16 protein-coding genes are annotated in these 17407 nt (G+C 67.9%); 12 read left to right on the top strand and 4 right to left on the bottom strand.

Annotation, left to right across the window (positions count from 1 at the left end; all coding sequences use genetic code 11):
- Positions 1-3: 3 nt before the first annotated feature.
- Positions 4-1056: an anthranilate phosphoribosyltransferase gene (gene trpD / locus ACSF8R_RS09325; RefSeq protein ID WP_434811607.1), complete on the top strand. Its 1053-nt coding sequence runs from the start codon at positions 4-6 to the stop codon at positions 1054-1056.
- 51 nt (positions 1057-1107) lie between these two features.
- On the top strand, positions 1108-2097 hold the full coding sequence (locus ACSF8R_RS09320) for a PHP domain-containing protein (protein WP_434811605.1): 990 nt from the start codon (positions 1108-1110) through the stop codon (positions 2095-2097).
- Between the two features lie 6 nt (positions 2098-2103).
- Here the strand turns inward: ACSF8R_RS09320 and ACSF8R_RS09315 are convergent, their stop codons facing one another.
- Entirely contained in the window at positions 2104-3021 is a 918-nt protein-coding gene (locus ACSF8R_RS09315) for a 5'-3' exonuclease (protein ID WP_434811603.1), read from the bottom strand.
- A 155-nt stretch (positions 3022-3176) separates the two neighbouring features.
- On the opposite strand from ACSF8R_RS09315, the gene ACSF8R_RS09310 reads away from it, so the two are divergent.
- Positions 3177-3605 (top strand): YchJ family protein, encoded by a 429-nt coding sequence (locus ACSF8R_RS09310; RefSeq protein WP_434811602.1) that lies wholly within the window; start codon positions 3177-3179, stop codon positions 3603-3605.
- Between the two features lie 2 nt (positions 3606-3607).
- Here the strand turns inward: ACSF8R_RS09310 and ACSF8R_RS09305 are convergent, their stop codons facing one another.
- Entirely contained in the window at positions 3608-3823 is a 216-nt protein-coding gene (locus ACSF8R_RS09305) for a DUF1653 domain-containing protein (RefSeq protein ID WP_434811600.1), read from the bottom strand.
- Positions 3824-4004: 181 nt separating this feature from the next.
- Here ACSF8R_RS09305 and rpsA point away from each other — a divergent pair, with 181 nt between their 5' ends.
- Both rpsA and coaE read left to right on the top strand, forming a co-directional pair.
- Complete coding sequence (gene rpsA / locus ACSF8R_RS09300; RefSeq protein ID WP_434811598.1) at positions 4005-5456, top strand: 30S ribosomal protein S1; 1452 nt, start codon at positions 4005-4007, stop codon at positions 5454-5456.
- Between the two features lie 118 nt (positions 5457-5574).
- Positions 5575-6189 carry a dephospho-CoA kinase gene (coaE, locus tag ACSF8R_RS09295; protein WP_434811597.1) on the top strand — a complete coding sequence of 205 codons (615 nt, stop codon included), beginning with the start codon at positions 5575-5577 and terminating at the stop codon, positions 6187-6189.
- 1 nt (position 6190) lies between these two features.
- Here the strand turns inward: coaE and ACSF8R_RS09290 are convergent, their stop codons facing one another.
- The gene (locus ACSF8R_RS09290) at positions 6191-6808 is read right to left on the bottom strand and encodes a DUF4126 domain-containing protein (RefSeq protein WP_434811596.1); all 618 of its coding nucleotides are present in this window, start codon (positions 6806-6808) and stop codon (positions 6191-6193) included.
- An 87-nt stretch (positions 6809-6895) separates the two neighbouring features.
- Here ACSF8R_RS09290 and uvrB point away from each other — a divergent pair, with 87 nt between their 5' ends.
- The gene (gene uvrB / locus ACSF8R_RS09285) at positions 6896-8965 is read left to right on the top strand and encodes an excinuclease ABC subunit UvrB (RefSeq protein WP_434811594.1); all 2070 of its coding nucleotides are present in this window, start codon (positions 6896-6898) and stop codon (positions 8963-8965) included.
- A gap of 76 nt (positions 8966-9041) precedes the next feature.
- Here uvrB and ACSF8R_RS09280 read toward each other — a convergent pair whose 3' ends face one another.
- Positions 9042-9272 (bottom strand): hypothetical protein, encoded by a 231-nt coding sequence (locus ACSF8R_RS09280; protein WP_434811593.1) that lies wholly within the window; start codon positions 9270-9272, stop codon positions 9042-9044.
- Positions 9273-9306: 34 nt separating this feature from the next.
- Here ACSF8R_RS09280 and ACSF8R_RS09275 point away from each other — a divergent pair, with 34 nt between their 5' ends.
- The 6 genes from ACSF8R_RS09275 (at position 9307) to ACSF8R_RS09250 (ending at position 17330) form a co-directional block, all read left to right on the top strand.
- Entirely contained in the window at positions 9307-9747 is a 441-nt protein-coding gene (locus ACSF8R_RS09275) for a MarR family winged helix-turn-helix transcriptional regulator (RefSeq protein ID WP_434811592.1), read from the top strand.
- A 69-nt stretch (positions 9748-9816) separates the two neighbouring features.
- Positions 9817-12705: an excinuclease ABC subunit UvrA gene (gene uvrA, locus ACSF8R_RS09270; RefSeq protein ID WP_434811591.1), complete on the top strand. Its 2889-nt coding sequence runs from the start codon at positions 9817-9819 to the stop codon at positions 12703-12705.
- A 1-nt stretch (position 12706) separates the two neighbouring features.
- Entirely contained in the window at positions 12707-14638 is a 1932-nt protein-coding gene (gene uvrC, locus ACSF8R_RS09265; protein WP_434811590.1) for an excinuclease ABC subunit UvrC, read from the top strand.
- 28 nt (positions 14639-14666) lie between these two features.
- Complete coding sequence (gene rapZ / locus ACSF8R_RS09260) at positions 14667-15542, top strand: RNase adapter RapZ (RefSeq protein ID WP_434811589.1); 876 nt, start codon at positions 14667-14669, stop codon at positions 15540-15542.
- Positions 15543-15607: 65 nt separating this feature from the next.
- Positions 15608-16585, top strand: coding sequence for a DNA-binding protein WhiA (gene whiA, locus ACSF8R_RS09255; protein WP_434811587.1), 978 nt, complete (start codon positions 15608-15610; stop codon positions 16583-16585).
- A gap of 118 nt (positions 16586-16703) precedes the next feature.
- A complete protein-coding gene (locus ACSF8R_RS09250) occupies positions 16704-17330 on the top strand; it encodes a superoxide dismutase (protein ID WP_434811585.1) in 627 nt (208 codons plus the stop codon).
- Positions 17331-17407 lie beyond the last annotated feature (77 nt).

Raw genomic sequence — 17407 nt, 5'->3', positions numbered from 1 at the left:
AGCATGGCTGAGCTGTTCTCCTGGCCCGGAATCCTTCAGAATCTCCTCGACCGGCGCGACCTCAGCGTCTCCGAGGCGACCTGGGCGATGCGGCGCATCATGTCGGGCGATGCGACCCCCTCGCAATTGGCGGGATTCCTCGTCGCACTGCGGGCCAAGGGGGAGACAGTCGACGAGATCGTGGGGTTCCGTGATGCGATCCTCGAAGCCGCCGTTCCGCTCCCTGTCCCCGCCGCGGTGCTCGACATCGTCGGCACCGGTGGCGACCGCTTCGGCACCGTGAACATCTCGTCGATGGCATCCATCGTCGCGTCGGCCACCGGCATCCCCGTCGTGAAGCACGGCAACAAGGCGGCCAGTTCGAAGTCGGGATCGTCGGATGTGCTGGCGGCGCTCGGCGTCGACCTCACGCTGTCCGGCGAGCGCGTGGCCGAGGTGCTGGCCGAAGCAGGGATCACCTTCGCGTTCGCGTCGGCCTTCCACCCCGGGTTCCGCCACGCCGGAGCGACCCGCGGCGAACTCGGCATTCCGACGGTGTTCAACTTCCTCGGACCGCTGTGCAACCCGGCGCGCGCCGAAGCGAACGCCGTCGGTGTCGCAAGCCTGGACCGTGTGCCGCTCATCACGGGCGTCTTCCGGACGCGAGGCGCAACGGCGCTCGTGTTCCGCGGCGACGACGGCCTCGACGAATTGACCACGACGGGGCACAGCAGGCTGTGGGAAGTGAGTCGGGGCGACGTGCACGAGCACGACATCGACCCCCGGGATCTCGGCATCCCGTTGGCTGAGATCGGTGACCTGCTCGGCGGCGACGCCGACCACAACGCCGCGGTCGTTCGTCGCGTGCTCGACGGCGAGGCGGGTCCCGTGCGCGACATCGTGCTGCTCAACGCCGCAGCCGGCATCGTCGCGTACCGGCTCTTCCAGGACGGCGCGGAGATGACCCGTCCGATGCTCGACCGGCTCGCTGAGGCGCGCGACGCCGCTGCGAGCGCGATCGACTCGGGCGCGGCTGCGGCGAAGCTCGACGCGTGGGTGGGCGCCACCGCCCGCTGATCCGGTCGCGCGCACCTCGCCTGAGTCGGGGCGCCGCCGTAGGGTCGACCCATGGATCCCCACGCCGCCCTCGTCGAGATCGCGACCCTGCTCGAACGGGAGCGCGCGTCGCGCTACCGCTCCAAGGCCTTCCGGGCCGCAGCTGACGCGATCGCGGGACTCGACGAAACCCATCTGCGCGACACGCCGGCGCTGCGTCGACTGAAAGGCGTCGGCGACTCGACGCTTGCGGTCATCCAGCAAGCCCTCGCCGGCGGGGTGCCCTCCTACCTCGCGGAGCTGCGTGGATCCGGCGAGTCGGTTGCACCCTCGGCGCTGCGCGGACTGCTGCGCGGCGACCTCCACGCGCACTCGGAGTGGTCGGACGGACTCACCTCGATCGACCTGATGGTCGACGCAGCCAAGGCGCTGGGGCACGAGTATCAGGCCCTCACCGACCATTCGCCGCGGCTGACGGTCGCGCGCGGGCTGTCTGCGGAGCGTCTGCGTGCGCAGCTGGACGTCGTCCGTGGCTTCCGCGACGACCACTTCACGCTGCTGACCGGCATCGAGGTCGACATCCTCGAAGACGGCTCGCTCGATCAGGAGGACGCCCTGCTCGGCGAGCTCGACGTCGTCGTCGCTTCGGCGCATTCGAAGCTGAGGATGGAGCGGGCGCCGATGACCCGCCGCCTCGTCGCAGCCGTCTCGAACCCGAGCGTGGATGTGCTCGGTCACGTCACCGGCCGGCTCGTCCAGGGTGAGCGCGGCACGCGACCGCAGTCCGAATTCGATCCGCAGGCCGTGTTCGCCGCATGCGCCGAGCACGGCGTGGCGGTCGAGATCAATTCGCGTCCCGAGCGACAGGACCCGCCCGACGAGCTCATCGCGATCGCCCTCGCAGAGGGATGCCTGTTCGCGATCGACTCCGATGCGCACGCGCCGGGGCAGCTCGCACTGCTCGATCACGGCGCGGCGCGCGCTGAAGCCGCCGGCATCCCGCCGGAGCGGATCGTCACGACGTGGCCGCTCGACCGCCTGCTGGCCTGGACCCGCGGCTGACGGCGGTCACACGCGCGCGCTGATCGCCTCCGCCGCGCGGGTCGCCGATGAGCCCAGCGACCACGCGGCCGCAAGGGCCTCGACCGCAGCCGGATCCGGCGCGGTCAGGCGGGTGTCGGGGGTGCCGAGATCGAGGTCGCGCACGACTTCGACGACCTTGGGTGCGACCGCGATGTAGTCGGCGGCGCCGAGCACCTTCGCGCGCACACCGGCGGACATGCCCTCGCCACGCTCTGCGGCCGCCACGATGCCCGCGAGGTCGCCGTGAGCGGCGAGCAGGGTCGCTGCGGTCTTCTCGCCCACGCCGGGCACGCCAGGCAGCCCGTCGGACGGGTCGCCGCGCAACGCCGCGAAGTCGGCGTACTGCGTGGGAAGGATCTTGTACTTCTCGACGACAACGGCGTCGGTGAGCAGTTCGAGATTGCTCATGCCGCGCCCGGTGTAGATGACCCGCACCCCGGTCGCGTCGTCGACGAGCTGGAAGAGGTCGCGGTCGCCGGTGACCACGTCAACCGGAATGGCCGCCTGCGTGGCGAGGCTGCCGATGATGTCGTCGGCTTCGTGTGCGGCGCGTCCGACGATGGGGATGCCGAGCACTTCGAGCGCCTCGCGGATCACCGGGATCTGCACCTCGAGCGGATCGGGCACTTCTTCCACGTCGGGTCCCGTCTCGACGACCTCGGCGACCCGGTGCGCCTTGTAGCTGGGGATGAGGTCGACACGCCACTGTGGCCGCCAATCGTCGTCCCAACACGCGACGACGTGCGTCGGCTCGAAGGTGGCGACGAGCTTCGCGATCATGTCGAGCAGGCCGCGCACCGCGTTGACGGGTCGCCCGTCGGGTGCTTTGACGGTATCGGGCACACCGTAGAACGCGCGAAAGTAGAGGCTGGCGGTGTCGAGGAGCATGAGTCGGTCGGCCACGGCACTCATCCTGGCACGCACGCGCGCTCCTTCGGCCCGGCTACACGGCAGCCGAGCGGCTGGGCCTTCTCGAAGCGATCCTCGCGCACGGCGGTGCGCGTCAGCCCAGTGCCCCGGGTCGCGTGGGGCCCCGTGTCGCGCGGCACAATGGACGCATGTCGTTCGGAGCCGCCGCATCCCGCCGAGGGCGCCGTCCCGCACCGGGAGCTGCCTGTCCGTGTGGATCGGACGCTGCGTTCGACGTCTGCTGCGGTCCCGTCCTCGACGGGCGTGTCGCGGCGACCGCCGAGGCGCTGATGCGTTCGCGGTACACGGCGTTCTCGCTCGGCGATGCTGCGCACCTCGAGGCCACCTGGTTCCCTGCGAACCGGCCGAAAGACCTCGTCCTCGACGGCGCGCACCACTGGGACGGACTGGAGATCTCATCCGTCAGCGGTGGCGGACCGGGGGATGCGACGGGCACCGTGACCTTCCGTGCGCGCTGGCACGACCTCGCGACCGGGGAGCGCGGCGTGCTGGATGAACGGAGCTTGTTCCTGCATCGCGCCGGTCGCTGGTGGTACGTCGCGCCCGCCGCCGAGTGAGGTCATTCGTCAGGGACGAATCGCGGGCCCAGGTGGCCGTCGCGCTCGACCGTCTCGTTCCACAGGGTCAGCGGGCGCACCCAGAGGCCGCCCTCGCCGTACAGCGCCCGGTACACGACCATCGCGTCTTCCGACTCGCTGTGCCTGGCGATGCCGACCACCTCGTAGCGTCCGCCCTTGAAGTGGCGGTAGATGCCCGGGGCGGGTTCATCGGTCATGGACTCACCGTACCGCCGCGCGATCCCGCGTTCTGATAACCTGGAGTGTCACTCGCGTGGCTCAATCGCCGTGCGTCCGTGACGAGCAATCCATCCACTTCGCTTCATCCGAGGCATCCGTTCGTCTTCGAGCGGTTCGGACGAGGCCCGAGTATCCAACCCAACAAGGACAACCCACTACATGACTACCGCAACGACCGCCCCGGCCACCAAGCAGGTCGCCATCAACGACATCGGATCTGCTGAGGACTTCCTGGCCGCGGTCGAGAAGACCCTGAAGTTCTTCAACGACGGAGACCTCATCGAAGGCACCGTCGTGAAGATCGACCGCGACGAGGTCCTCCTCGACGTCGGCTACAAGACCGAGGGTGTCATCCCCTCGCGTGAGCTCTCCATCAAGCACGACGTCGACCCGAACGAGGTCGTCAAGGTCGGCGACGAGGTCGAAGCCCTCGTTCTCCAGAAGGAGGACAAGGAAGGCCGTCTCATCCTGTCCAAGAAGCGCGCCCAGTACGAGCGCGCCTGGGGCGACGTCGAGAAGATCAAGGAGAACGACGGTGTCGTGACCGGTTCGGTCATCGAGGTCGTCAAGGGTGGACTCATCGTCGACATCGGCCTGCGCGGCTTCCTGCCCGCATCGCTCATCGAGCTGCGCCGCGTCCGCGACCTCACGCCGTACCTCGGCCAGGAGCTCGAAGCGAAGATCCTCGAACTCGACAAGAACCGCAACAACGTGGTGCTCTCGCGCCGCGCGCTGCTCGAGCAGACCCAGTCGGAGTCGCGCTCGAACTTCCTCAACAACCTGCACAAGGGTCAGGTCCGCAAGGGCACCGTCTCGTCGATCGTCAACTTCGGTGCGTTCGTCGACCTCGGTGGCGTCGATGGTCTCGTCCACGTGTCGGAGCTCTCGTGGAAGCACATCGAGCACGCATCCGAGGTCGTCGAGGTCGGGCAGGAGGTCACCGTCGAGATCCTCGAGGTCGACCTGGACCGCGAGCGCGTCTCGCTGTCGCTGAAGGCGACCCAGGAGGACCCGTGGCAGGTCTTCGCCCGTACGCACGCGATCGGTCAGGTCGCACCGGGCAAGGTCACCAAGCTCGTTCCGTTCGGTGCGTTCGTGCGCGTCGCAGACGGCATCGAGGGCCTCGTGCACATCTCCGAGCTGTCGGGCAAGCACGTCGAGCTCGCTGAGCAGGTCGTGTCGGTCGGCGAAGAGGTCTTCGTCAAGATCATCGACATCGACCTCGAGCGTCGCCGCATCTCGCTGTCGCTGAAGCAGGCCAACGAGTCGGTCGACCCCTACGGCACCGAGTTCGACCCGGCCCTCTACGGCATGGCGACCGAGTACGACGAGAACGGCGAGTACAAGTACCCCGAGGGCTTCGACCCCGAGTCGGGTGCTTGGAAGGACGGCTTCGACGAGCAGCGTCTGGCCTGGGAAGCCGAGTACGCGGCCGCGCAGGCTCGCTGGGAGGCCCACAAGGCTCAGGTCGCCAAGGCGATCGAGGCCGAGGCAGCCGCTCCCGCCGACCTGGGTGGTTCGTCGTTCACGTCCGACGCCCAGGGTGGCGCCGGCACGCTGGCCGACGACGAGGCTCTCGCCGCGCTGCGCGAGAAGCTGTCGGGCCGCTGAGCTCGCGAGCAATCGCCGCGTCACTGATTCACAGCTGACCGCTCACAGGGGTCGGGACCTTCGGGTTCCGGCCCCTGTGGCGTTCCCGGCGAGCGTCGCCGTGTGACAGGCTGGGCGCATGCCGCTTGTCGCACTGACCGGGGGGATCGCGTCGGGAAAGTCCACGATCGCCCACCGCCTCGCAGAGTACGGTGCCGTCGTCATCGACGCCGATCAGATCGTGCGCGACGTGCAGTCGCCTGGCGGGCCGGTGCTCGCCGAGATCGCCGAGCGATTCGGTGACGCGGTTCTCCGCGAAGACGGCAGTCTTGACCGTGCCGCGCTCGGAGCGCTCGTCTTCGGCGACGGGGATCGCCTGGCGCAGCTGAATGCGATCGTGCACCCGGCGGTTCGGGCCGAGTCGCAGCGGCGCTTCACCGCAGCCTTGGAAGCGGACGCCGACGCCGTCGTCGTCTACGACGTGCCCCTGCTCGTCGAAGCCCGCGTCGACGACCCATGGGATCTCATCGTCGTCGCACACGCACCGGCCGAGCTGCGCGCGCGCAGGCTGGTCGAGTTGCGCGGGCTGACCGAAGCAGCGGCGGCGGCGCGTCTGGCCTCGCAGACCCACGACGCGCAGCGGCTCGCGGTGGCCGACGTGGTGATCGACACTTCCGGTGATCTCGACGAGACGTTGGCGCAGACCGACGCGCTGTGGCGTCGCCTGGTCGCCCCGGGCGTCGTCGCCGACTGACTCAGGTCGTCGCGCGGGCCGCCGCCTTCGCGGCGCGACGTTCGGCCACGATGCGTCGGCGTCGTCGCAGCAACAGCACCGCGGCCACGACGAGTCCGACCAGCAGGATGCCGGCGACGACCGGCACCAGGATCGCGGTTGCCACCAGTGCGAACGCCGAGACGTCCTCGGCCGCGCTGATCGCCGGCGCCGCGAGGCCCGCGGTCGCGACGTTCGCCACCGGGCGCACGGTCGCTTTGACGGCGTGGACGGCGAGCGCGATCACGACGCCGACGACGATCGGCACCCAGCCGCCGTCGGCGAACAGGGTCGACGGGTCTTCGACTCGGACGGTCTCCGAGCTCGCGCCCGCGCCGAAGACGATGCCGCCCGCCGCGGGGCGGATGACCGTCTGGATCACGTCGTTGACGGAGTCGACGGCCGGGATCTTGTCGGCGACGATCTCGAGCACGAGAAGGATGCCGGTGATCCACAGTGCGATGTCGCTCGAGAGCCACGTCCATCCCGCGGGCAGGTCGACCACGCCCAGGAAGCGATCCGCGAGGCCGAGCAGGAACAGTGGCATCCAGGCGTTGAGGCCTGCCGCGGCGGCGAGTCCCGATCCGACGAGGAATTCCATGGCGCCCAGACTACGGTGCACCCGACCGCTGCGCCCTTGGCGGCGCTCGACCGCCCTGATGTCGTATGCCCCGCCTACGCTGGATGCATGCAGACCACGCGATCCGTGCGACCATTCGAGGTCATCAGCGAATATGCGCCCAGCGGCGACCAACCGCAGGCGATCGCAGACCTCGCGGCACGCATCAACGCCGGCGAGACCGATGTCGTGCTGCTGGGTGCGACGGGAACCGGAAAGTCGGCGACGACGGCATGGCTCGTCGAGCAGGTGCAGCGGCCGACCCTCGTGCTCGCCCACAACAAGACGCTCGCGGCGCAGTTGGCGAACGAGTTCCGCGACCTGATGCCCAACAACGCGGTCGAGTACTTCGTCAGCTACTACGACTACTACCAGCCCGAGGCATATGTGCCGCAGACGGACACCTTCATCGAGAAGGATTCGTCGGTCAACGCCGAGGTCGAGCGGCTCCGGCACTCCACGACGAACTCGCTCCTCAGCCGCCGCGACGTGGTCGTGGTCTCGACCGTCTCATGCATCTACGGGCTCGGCGCGCCCGAAGAGTACCTGCGGGCGATGGTGGCACTGCAGGTGGGGGAGCGGTACGACCGCGACGCGCTGATCCGCAAGTTCATCGCGATGCAGTACAACCGCAACGACGTCGACTTCTCGCGCGGCAACTTCCGGGTCCGCGGCGACACGATCGAGATCATCCCCGTCTATGAGGAGTATGCGGTCCGCATCGAGTTGTTCGGCGACGAGATCGAAGCGCTGTACATGCTGCATCCCCTCACGGGCGATGTCGTGCAGAAGCTCGACAGCGTGCCGATCTTCCCCGCATCCCACTATGTCGCGGGGACGGACACGGTGCAGCGGGCGATCGGCACGATCGAGACCGAACTCGCCGAGCGGCTCAAAGAACTCGAGGGGCAGGGGAAGCTGCTCGAGGCGCAGCGACTGCGTATGCGCACCACGTTCGACCTCGAGATGCTGCAGCAGCTCGGGTTCTGCTCGGGTATCGAGAACTACTCACGGCACCTCGACGGCCGCCAGGCGGGCGAGCCCCCGCACACACTGCTCGACTTCTTCCCCGACGACTTCCTGCTCGTCATCGACGAATCGCACGTCACCGTTCCGCAGATCGGTGCCATGTATGAGGGGGATGCATCCCGCAAGCGCACACTCGTCGACCATGGGTTCCGGCTGCCGAGCGCGATGGACAACCGTCCGCTCCGCTTCGACGAGTTCAAGCAGCGCATCGGGCAGACCGTCTACCTGTCGGCGACGCCTGGTCGCTACGAGATGGGCATCGCAGACGGCGTCGTCGAGCAGATCATCCGTCCCACCGGACTGGTCGACCCGCACATCATCGTCAAGCCGTCGAAGGGACAGATCGACGACCTGTTGGAAGAGATCCGCGTGCGCGTCGAGCGCGACGAGCGCGTCCTCGTGACGACCCTCACCAAGAAGATGGCGGAAGAGCTCACCGACTTCCTCGGTGAGCACGGCGTCCGGGTGCGCTACCTGCATTCCGATGTCGATACCCTTCGTCGCGTCGAACTGCTCACCGAGCTTCGCCAGGGCGTCTACGACGTGCTGGTCGGCATCAACCTGCTCCGCGAGGGACTCGACCTGCCCGAGGTGTCGCTCGTCGCGATCCTCGATGCCGACAAAGAAGGATTCCTGCGCTCGGGCACCTCGCTCATCCAGACGATCGGCCGTGCCGCCCGAAACGTCTCCGGCGAAGTCCACATGTATGCCGACACCATGACCGACTCCATGCGTGCCGCGATCGACGAGACCGAGCGGCGGCGTGAAAAGCAGATCGCCTACAACCTCGAGCATGGGATCGATCCGCAGCCGCTGCGCAAGAAGATCGCCGACATCACGGATGCGTTGGCGCGCGAAGCGAGCGACACCGCCGACCTGCTGTCGAAGAAGAACAAGAGCGGAAAGGGTAAGAGCCCCACGCCGCAGCTGCGACGCGAAGGCATCGCGGCCGAAGGCGCCAATCAGCTGGAAGCGACGATCGAAGACCTCTCGAAGCAGATGCTCTCGGCCGCGGCGGAGTTGAAGTTCGAGCTTGCAGCACGACTGCGAGACGAGGTGCAGGACCTGAAGAAGGAGCTGCGAGCGATGGAGCGTGCCGGACATGCCTGAGTCGGACGAGGAGGGCGCACAGCCCGCGATGGAGCAGTCGGCGCTCAGGCTCGACGCGGGTTGACGCGGCCAGGCATCAGGGGCAGTGCAGGAGCGGCTTCGGGCCGCTGCGGTCGACGGTGTGCGCCGACATCGGCGCACCGCACAGCGGGCACGCCCGTCCAGCTCGTTCGGGTTCGGGTTCGGTGTCGTAGGGGCCGACCGAGGCCGGCCCTGCCACGCGGATGAGCCGGGTGTTGAGGTAGGCGTACCAGCCGCCGGCTTCGCGCACGCGCTGTCGGAGCGGTGCGCGGTCATTGTGTGCCATGATCATTAGTGTACTAAGGAATGGGGGAGGACGGATGTCGAGCGACGAAGACCTGCTCAAGCTCGAGAGCCAACTGTGCTTCGCGATCGTGACGGCCGCGCGCAACGTGGTCTCGATCTACCGACCCGTGCTCGAGCCCCTCGGGCTCACACATCCGCAGTACCTCGTCATGCTCGCACTCTGGGAGCAGGCGCCGCGTTCGCTGTCAGAACTCGCCGACGAACTGGCGATGGAGCCGGCCACACTCTCGCCGCTCGTCAAACGACTCGAAGCGCAGGGGCGAGTCGTGCGCGCCCGCCGGGCCGACGACGAGCGCGTGCTCGACATCGGCTTGACCGACACCGGCCGCGCGCTGCGTGCACAGGCGGTCGCGGTGCCGGCGCAGATCATGGCGCGCGTCGGAATGGACCTCGGTCAGATCGAGGCCGTACGCGACGGGCTCGCACCGTTCGCGGGTCGCCGCTCGGGAGCGTGACTGCGCCGCTCGAGGGGTGCGCACCACCCGCGCGGAGCCGATGTCGGAGGGGCGACCTAGACTTGTCGGGTGCCCATCGTCCCTGTCGCCACGCCTTCGAAACTCAGCGTCCGCGGTGCCCGCGTCCACAACCTCAAGAACGTGGATCTCGACATTCCGCGCGACTCGCTCGTCGTGTTCACGGGCCTGTCGGGGTCCGGAAAGTCGAGCCTCGCGTTCGACACGATCTTCGCCGAAGGGCAGCGCAGGTACGTCGAGTCGCTGAGCGCCTACGCCCGCCAGTTCCTCGGTCAGGTCGACCGTCCCGACGTCGACTTCATCGAGGGACTGAGCCCCGCCGTCTCGATCGACCAGAAGTCGACCAACCGCAACCCCCGGTCCACCGTCGGCACGATCACTGAGATCCACGACTACATGCGTCTGCTGTGGGCGCGGATCGGCGTGCCCCACTGCCCCGAGTGCGGTGAGCAGATCCAGCGGCAGACCGTGCAGCAGATCGCCGACCAGCTCGCCGACCTGCCCGAGCGCACCCGCTACCAGATCGTCGCGCCCGTCGTGACACAGAAGAAGGGGGAGTTCGTCGACCTCTTCAAGGAGCTCTCGGCGAAGGGGTACGCACGTGCCGTCGTCGACGGTGACCTGATCCAGCTCGCCGAGCCCCCGACCCTGAAGAAGAGCTACAAGCACGACATCGCGGTCGTCGTCGACCGGCTCGTCGCGGCACCCGGCATGCTCTCGCGCATCACCGACTCCGTCGAGACGGCGCTGGGCCTCGCGGGCGGCATCCTGCAGGTCAATTTCGTCGACGAAGAGGGCGATGCCGCGTGGCAGAGCTTCTCCGAGAAGCTCGCCTGCCCCAACAACCACCCGCTGCAGCTGACCGAGATCGAACCGCGCACGTTCTCGTTCAACGCCCCCTTCGGTGCATGCCCGGCCTGTTCCGGCCTCGGCACACGCATGTCGGTCGACACCGAGTTGATGATCGGCGACGACGAACTGTCCATCAACGACGGTGTGCTGCTGCCGTGGACGACGCAGGGCAAGGGACTCTATCAGTACTACGAACGACTGCTGCAGGGGTTGGCCGACGACCTCGGCTTCTCGCTCGACACCCCCTGGCGCGACCTGCCCGACGACATCCAGAACGCCGTCCTGCGCGGCGAGAACTACAAGGTCACCGTCCGCTGGAAGAACAAGTACGGCCGTGAGATGCGGTATTCGTCCGGGTTCGAAGGCGTCGTGCCCTACATCGAGCGTCAGTACCTGCAGGCCGAGACCGACACGCAGCGCCAGCGCTGGGCCGAATATCTGCGCGAGGTGCCGTGTCCCGTCTGCGACGGCGCACGACTCAAGCCAGAAGTGCTCGCCGTGCTCGTCCACGGCAAGTCGATCGCCGACGCCTCGAGACTGAGCCTCGGTGAGGCGCAGCAGTACTTCGCGAAGCTCGAACTCACCGAACGCGAGGCGAGGATCGCCGCGGCAGTGCTCCGCGAGATCCGCGCGCGACTGGACTTCCTCATCCAAGTCGGTCTCAACTACCTGAGCCTCGGCCGTGCGGCCGCCACACTGTCGGGCGGCGAGGCGCAGCGCATCCGCCTCGCGACCCAGATCGGGTCGGGATTGACCGGGGTGCTCTATGTGCTCGACGAACCGTCGATCGGGCTGCACCAGCGCGACAACCGGCGCCTCATCGAGACGCTGCTCAAGCTCAAGAGCCTCGGCAACACGCTCATCGTCGTCGAACACGACGAAGAGACGATCCAGGCTGCCGACTGGATCGTCGACATCGGGCCGCGCGCCGGTGTCGACGGCGGTGGTGTCGTGCACTCCGGCCCGTTCGACGCGCTGCTGAGCGACGAGAACTCGCTGACCGGCGACTATCTCTCGGGGCGCAGGGCGATCGCGACGCCGAAGAAGCGCCGCAAGATCGACAAGAAGCGCATGGTCAGCGTCGTCGGCGCGCGCGAGAACAACCTCAAGAACGTGACCGCCGACTTCCCCCTCGGGGTGCTCACCGCCGTCACCGGCGTGAGCGGGTCGGGTAAGTCGTCGCTGGTCAACGGCATCCTCTACGAAGTGCTCGCCACGCGCCTCAACGGTGCCCGACGGGTCGCCGGCAAGCACACGCGGGTGACCGGCCTCGACAACCTCGACAAGGTCGTGCACGTCGACCAGGCGCCGATCGGCCGCACACCGCGATCGAACCCCGCCACCTACACGGGCGTGTTCGACCGCATCCGCACCCTCTTCAGCGAGACGCCCGAGGCGAAAGCGCGCGGCTACCAGCCGGGGCGGTTCAGCTTCAACGTCAAGGGCGGTCGCTGTGAAGCGTGCTCGGGTGACGGCACGATCAAGATCGAGATGAACTTCTTGCCCGACGTCTACGTCGACTGCGAGGTGTGCCACGGCAAGCGGTACAACCGCGACACCCTCTCCGTGCACTACAAGGGCAAGAACATCGCTGAGGTCCTCGAGATGCCGATCGCCGAGGCGGCCGACTTCTTCGAGCCGATCCAGGCCATCCACCGGTACCTGCGCACCCTCGTCGACGTCGGTCTCGGCTACGTGCGGCTCGGGCAGTCGGCGACGACGCTCTCAGGTGGCGAGGCGCAGCGCGTGAAGCTCGCGACCGAGCTGCAGCGGCGTTCGAACGGCCGCAGCATCTACGTGCTCGACGAGCCGACGACCGGGTTGCACTTCGAAGACGTGCAGCGACTGCTCGAAGTCCTGAACGGCCTGGTCGACAAGGGCAACACGGTCATCGTCATCGAGCACAACCTCGACGTCATCAAGTCATCGGACTGGATCATCGACCTCGGACCGGAGGGCGGCTCCGGCGGTGGCGAGATCGTCGCGACCGGCACGCCAGAACAGGTCGCCCGCGTCGAGGGCAGCCACACTGCGACCTTCCTCGCTGAGATCCTCGAAGGAGCGACCCCGGCGCGCAAGGCGGGCTGACGTGGCCTCGCAACTGCCGTACAAGCCGAAGCCGGGGGAGATCCCGACCAACCCAGGGGTCTACCGCTTCCGGGATGTCGATGGCCGGGTGCTCTACGTCGGCAAGGCGAAGAACCTCCGGTCGCGACTGTCGAACTACTTCGCGCCGCTGCACACCCTGCATGAGCGCACGCGGCGCATGGTCACGACGGCGGCATCCGTCGAATGGACCGTGGTCGCCACCGACGTGGACTCGCTGCAGCTCGAGTACATGTGGATCCAGGAGTTCTCGCCGCCGTTCAACGTGCGCTACAAAGACGACAAGTCCTACCCGTACATGGCGATCACGCTCGGCGATGAAGCCCCGCGCGTCATCGTGACGCGTAACAAGCGCATCCGCGGAGCGAAGTACTTCGGCCCGTACCCGAAGGTGTGGGCGGTGCACGACACGATCGACCTCATGATCAAGGTGTTCCCGATCCGCACCTGCAGTGACTCGTCGTACAAGAAGGCGATGGCCACCGGACGCCCGTGCTTCCCGGGGCAGATCGGACGTTGCGGCGGGCCGTGTTCGATGAAGGTGACGGTCGAGGAGCACCGGGCGATCGTCGACGACTTCGTCGCGTTCATGGCCGGTGGCGACCAGCGCTTCGCGCGCGACCTGACGAAGCGAATGAACGAGTCGTCGGCGGCCATGGACTACGAGTCGGCCGCGATGTACCGCGACAAGCTCCAGGCCATCGATGCCGTGCTCAGCCGCAGTGCACTCGTGCTCGCCGAAGACACGGATGCCGACCTGTTCGGCATCGCCGAAGACGAACTGTCGGCGGCAGTGCAGCACTTCGTCGTGCGGGGCGGCCGCGTGCGAGGCGTGCGGGCGACGACGATCGACAAGGAGCTCGACATCTCCGGCGCCGAACTTGTCGATCAGGTGCTGCAGCGCACCTACGGCGACGCAGACGCGGCCGATATCCCGCGCCGGGTGCTCGTGCCCGCGCTGCCCGACGACGCCGACGAGCTCGCCCAGTGGCTGCGAGACCGCAGAGGTCGACCCGTCGAGATCCAGGTCGCTCAGCGGGGCAAGAAGGCTGAACTCATGAAGACGGCGCACCTGAACGCCCAACAAGCGCTCATGCTCCACAAGACGCGCCGCACCAGCGACTACACGGCGCGGACCCAGGCCCTGAACGACCTGCAGGAGGCCCTCGGACTCGACGAGGCGCCACTTCGCATCGAGTGCTTCGACGTGTCGCACCTGTCCGGCACGAATGTCGTCGCGTCGATGGTCGTCTTCGAAGACGGACTGCCCCGCAAGGACCAGTACCGCTCGTTCGGCGTCGCCGAGACGACCGATGACACCGATTCGATGTACCAGGTGCTCACCCGTCGGCTCGCCTACCTCGATCGGCCCGACGAGGAGACCGACGGTGCGGGCATCGCCGACCCGCTCGCAGACGGCGGTGAAGCGCCCGTGGTCACCGATCGCCGCAAGCCGCGGTTCGCGTACCGGCCACAGTTGCTCGTCGTCGACGGCGGTCGCCCGCAGGTGGAGGCCGCGGCGCGTGCCCTGGCCGATGCCGGGCACACCGAGATCGCCTTGTGCGGCATCGCGAAGCGGCTCGAAGAGGTGTGGCTTCCGGGCGACGAGTATCCGGTGATCCTGCCGCGCACGTCAGAAGCGCTGTACCTGCTGCAGCGCCTGCGCGACGAGGCGCATCGGTTCGCCATCACGCACCAGCGCAAGAAACGCAAGCGCGATATCTCGTCGGTGCTCGCCGAGATCCCGGGTCTCGGACCATCGCGCATCAAGGCGCTGCTACGGCATTTCGGATCGGTCGCGAAGCTCAAGAACGCCGACGAGTCGCAGATCGCCGAAGTGCCCGGTATCGGACCGGCCCTCGCGGCGACGGTGCGGGAGCGACTCGCCGCACGGGACGCCGTCGCCAGTCGATAGGCTGGAGCGGCGAGGACGGGGAGGATCTGTGAACGACCAGAAGCCGACCGGTGAGGTACTCATCGTGACCGGCATGTCGGGTGCCGGCCGCACCACGGCAGCGAACGCGCTCGAGGACCTCGGATGGTACGTCGTCGACAATCTGCCGCCGCAGATGCTCGGTCCCCTGCTCGAGCTGACGGAGCTCGCGGCCGGCGCGCTCCCGAAGATCGCCGCGGTCGTCGATGTGCGTGGGCGCGACCTGTTCGGGCAGCTCCCGGCCGTGACCCGATCGCTGCGCGACGCCCGCACGCTGCGCACCTTGTTCCTCGATGCGTCGGACGATGTGCTGGTGCGACGATTCGAGTCGGTGCGCAGGCCGCACCCCTTGCAAGGGGACGGCACGATCATCGACGGCATCGAGCGGGAACGCGAACGCGTGTCAGCCGTTCGCGAGAGCGCCGATGTCGTGATCGACACGAGCACGCTCAACATCCACCAACTCGCCAACCGCATCGTCGATGAGTTCAGCGAGAGCGGCGCGGCGCGCCACACCCTCACCGTCATGAGCTTCGGCTTCAAGTACGGCCTGCCCACCGACGTCGATCTCGTCGCAGACATGCGCTTCCTGCCGAATCCGTTTTGGATTCCCGAACTGAAGGCGCTGACGGGGGAGGACCCGGAGGTGCGGGAGTACGTGCTCACGCGGCCCGGGGCGGTGGAGTTCATCGACGCGTATGCGAAGGCGCTCGAGCCGGTGCTCGCGGGGTACCAGCGCGAGAACAAGCGGCATTCCGTCGTCGCTGTCGGGTGCACGGGCGGCAAGCATCGGTCGGTCGTGACAGTCCGTGAACTGGCGGATCGACTGTCGGGGACGTCCGGAGTAGAGGTGAAGGTGAAACATCGCGACCTCGGTCGCGAGTAGGCTGGAACATCGTCCCTCCACCGAGGGCCCGATCTCGACCCCCCCTGAATCGCAGAAGGATCGCCGTGCCGCTGACCGCTGACGTGAAGACCGAATTGGCGGCCGTCCGCGACCCTCGTCCCACCGCTCGCGTGGCTGAGCTCACCGCGGTCCTCCGCTTCGCCGGCGGACTGCACTCGATCGCCGGACGTGTCGCGGTCGAGGCCGAGGTCGACAGCGACGTGCTGGCCCGCCGGGTGGCCCGGGACCTCATGGAGATCTACGGCGTGCGTCCCGAGCTGGCGCGCGTGCAGGCGTCGGGTGGACGCGCAGGCGGCCACTTCGCCGTCCGCGTGATCGACGGCGGTGAGACGCTCGCCCGTCAGACGGGGCTGCTCGACCAGCGTCGACGTCCCGTGCGCGGCCTGCCGAACCGGCTGACGACCGGAAACCGGGGCGACCTGGCTGCGATCTGGCGTGGTGCATTCCTCGCCGCGGGTTCGCTGAGCGAGCCGGGTCGATCTGCCGCGCTCGAGATCTCCTGCCCGTCCGCCGAAGCGGGCATGGCGCTCGTCGGCGCGGCGCACCGCCTCGGGATCTCCGCGAAGGCTCGTGAGGTGCGTGGCGTGCCCCGCGTCGTCGTGCGCGACGGCGAAGCCATCCGCCAGACGCTCGCCGAGATGGGAGCTGCGAAGACCGCGTCGGCGTGGGAGGAGATGCGCCAGCGCCGCGAAGTGCGCGCCGGGGTGAACCGTCTGGTGAACTTCGACGACGCGAACCTGCGCCGTTCGGCGCAGGCGGCCGTCGCCGCGTGCGCACGCGTGGAGCGCGCACTCGAGATCCTCGGCGACGAGGTGCCCGACCACCTCAAGCAGGCCGGCGACCTCCGTCTGGCACACCGTGATGCAAGCCTCGATGAGCTCGGGCACCACGCCGACCCGCCACTGACGAAGGATGCCGTCGCGGGGCGCATCCGTCGCCTGCTGGCCATGGCCGACAAGAAGGCTGCCGCCGAGGGCCTGCCAGATACCGAATCGGCAGTGCCCGCCGGACTCGAGGACTGACTCGTCACACCGCGTTACCTGCGGGAAGCTTCCCCGTGCGGCTCGCGTTGCCAGTCAATAGGATGGGATCTGTCCGTCCCCGCACGCACCGTGTGCGGCCTTGACAGGAAGTGAGAACATGGCGACCTATACGCTGCCCGACCTCCCCTACGATTTCGCGGCCCTCGAGCCCCACATCTCGGGCAAGATCATGGAGCTGCACCACGACAAGCACCACCAGGCGTACGTGACGGGTGCGAACACCGCCCTCGACCAGCTCGCCGAGGCGCGCGAGAGCGGCAACCTCGCGAACGTCAACAAGCTCGAGAAGGACCTCGCGTTCAACCTCGGCGGCCACGTCAACCACTCGATCTTCTGGACCAACCTGGCCCCGGCGAACGACGGTGGCGGCGGTGAGCCCGAGGGCGAGCTGCGTGCAGCCATCGACGAGTTCTTCGGCGGGTTCGACAAGTTCCAGGCGCACTTCACCGCCACGGCCATGGGCATTCAGGGTTCCGGTTGGTCGGTCCTCAGCTGGGACTCGATCGGACAGCGTCTGATCATCCAGCAGCTGTTCGACCAGCAGGCCAACGCCGCGCAGGGCACCGTCCCGCTGTTCCAGCTCGACATGTGGGAGCACGCCTTCTACCTCGACTACCTCAACGTGAAGGCCGACTACGTCAAGGCGGCGTGGAACATCGCCAACTGGCAGAACGTCGCTCAGCGCTTCGAAACAGCCCGCGAGAAGACGGCGGGTCTGCTGTAGGGTGACACACAGGTGAGGATGCCGGGTTCCTCCTCGGCGACGGGGCGGGAGTCGGCATCCTCCTCTTTTCACGCACA

It is taken from the genome of Microbacterium sp. bgisy189 (assembly GCF_965345345.1).
In the GTDB taxonomy this organism is placed as follows: domain Bacteria; phylum Actinomycetota; class Actinomycetes; order Actinomycetales; family Microbacteriaceae; genus Microbacterium.
This window is presented reverse-complemented; position numbering and strand designations above follow the sequence as displayed.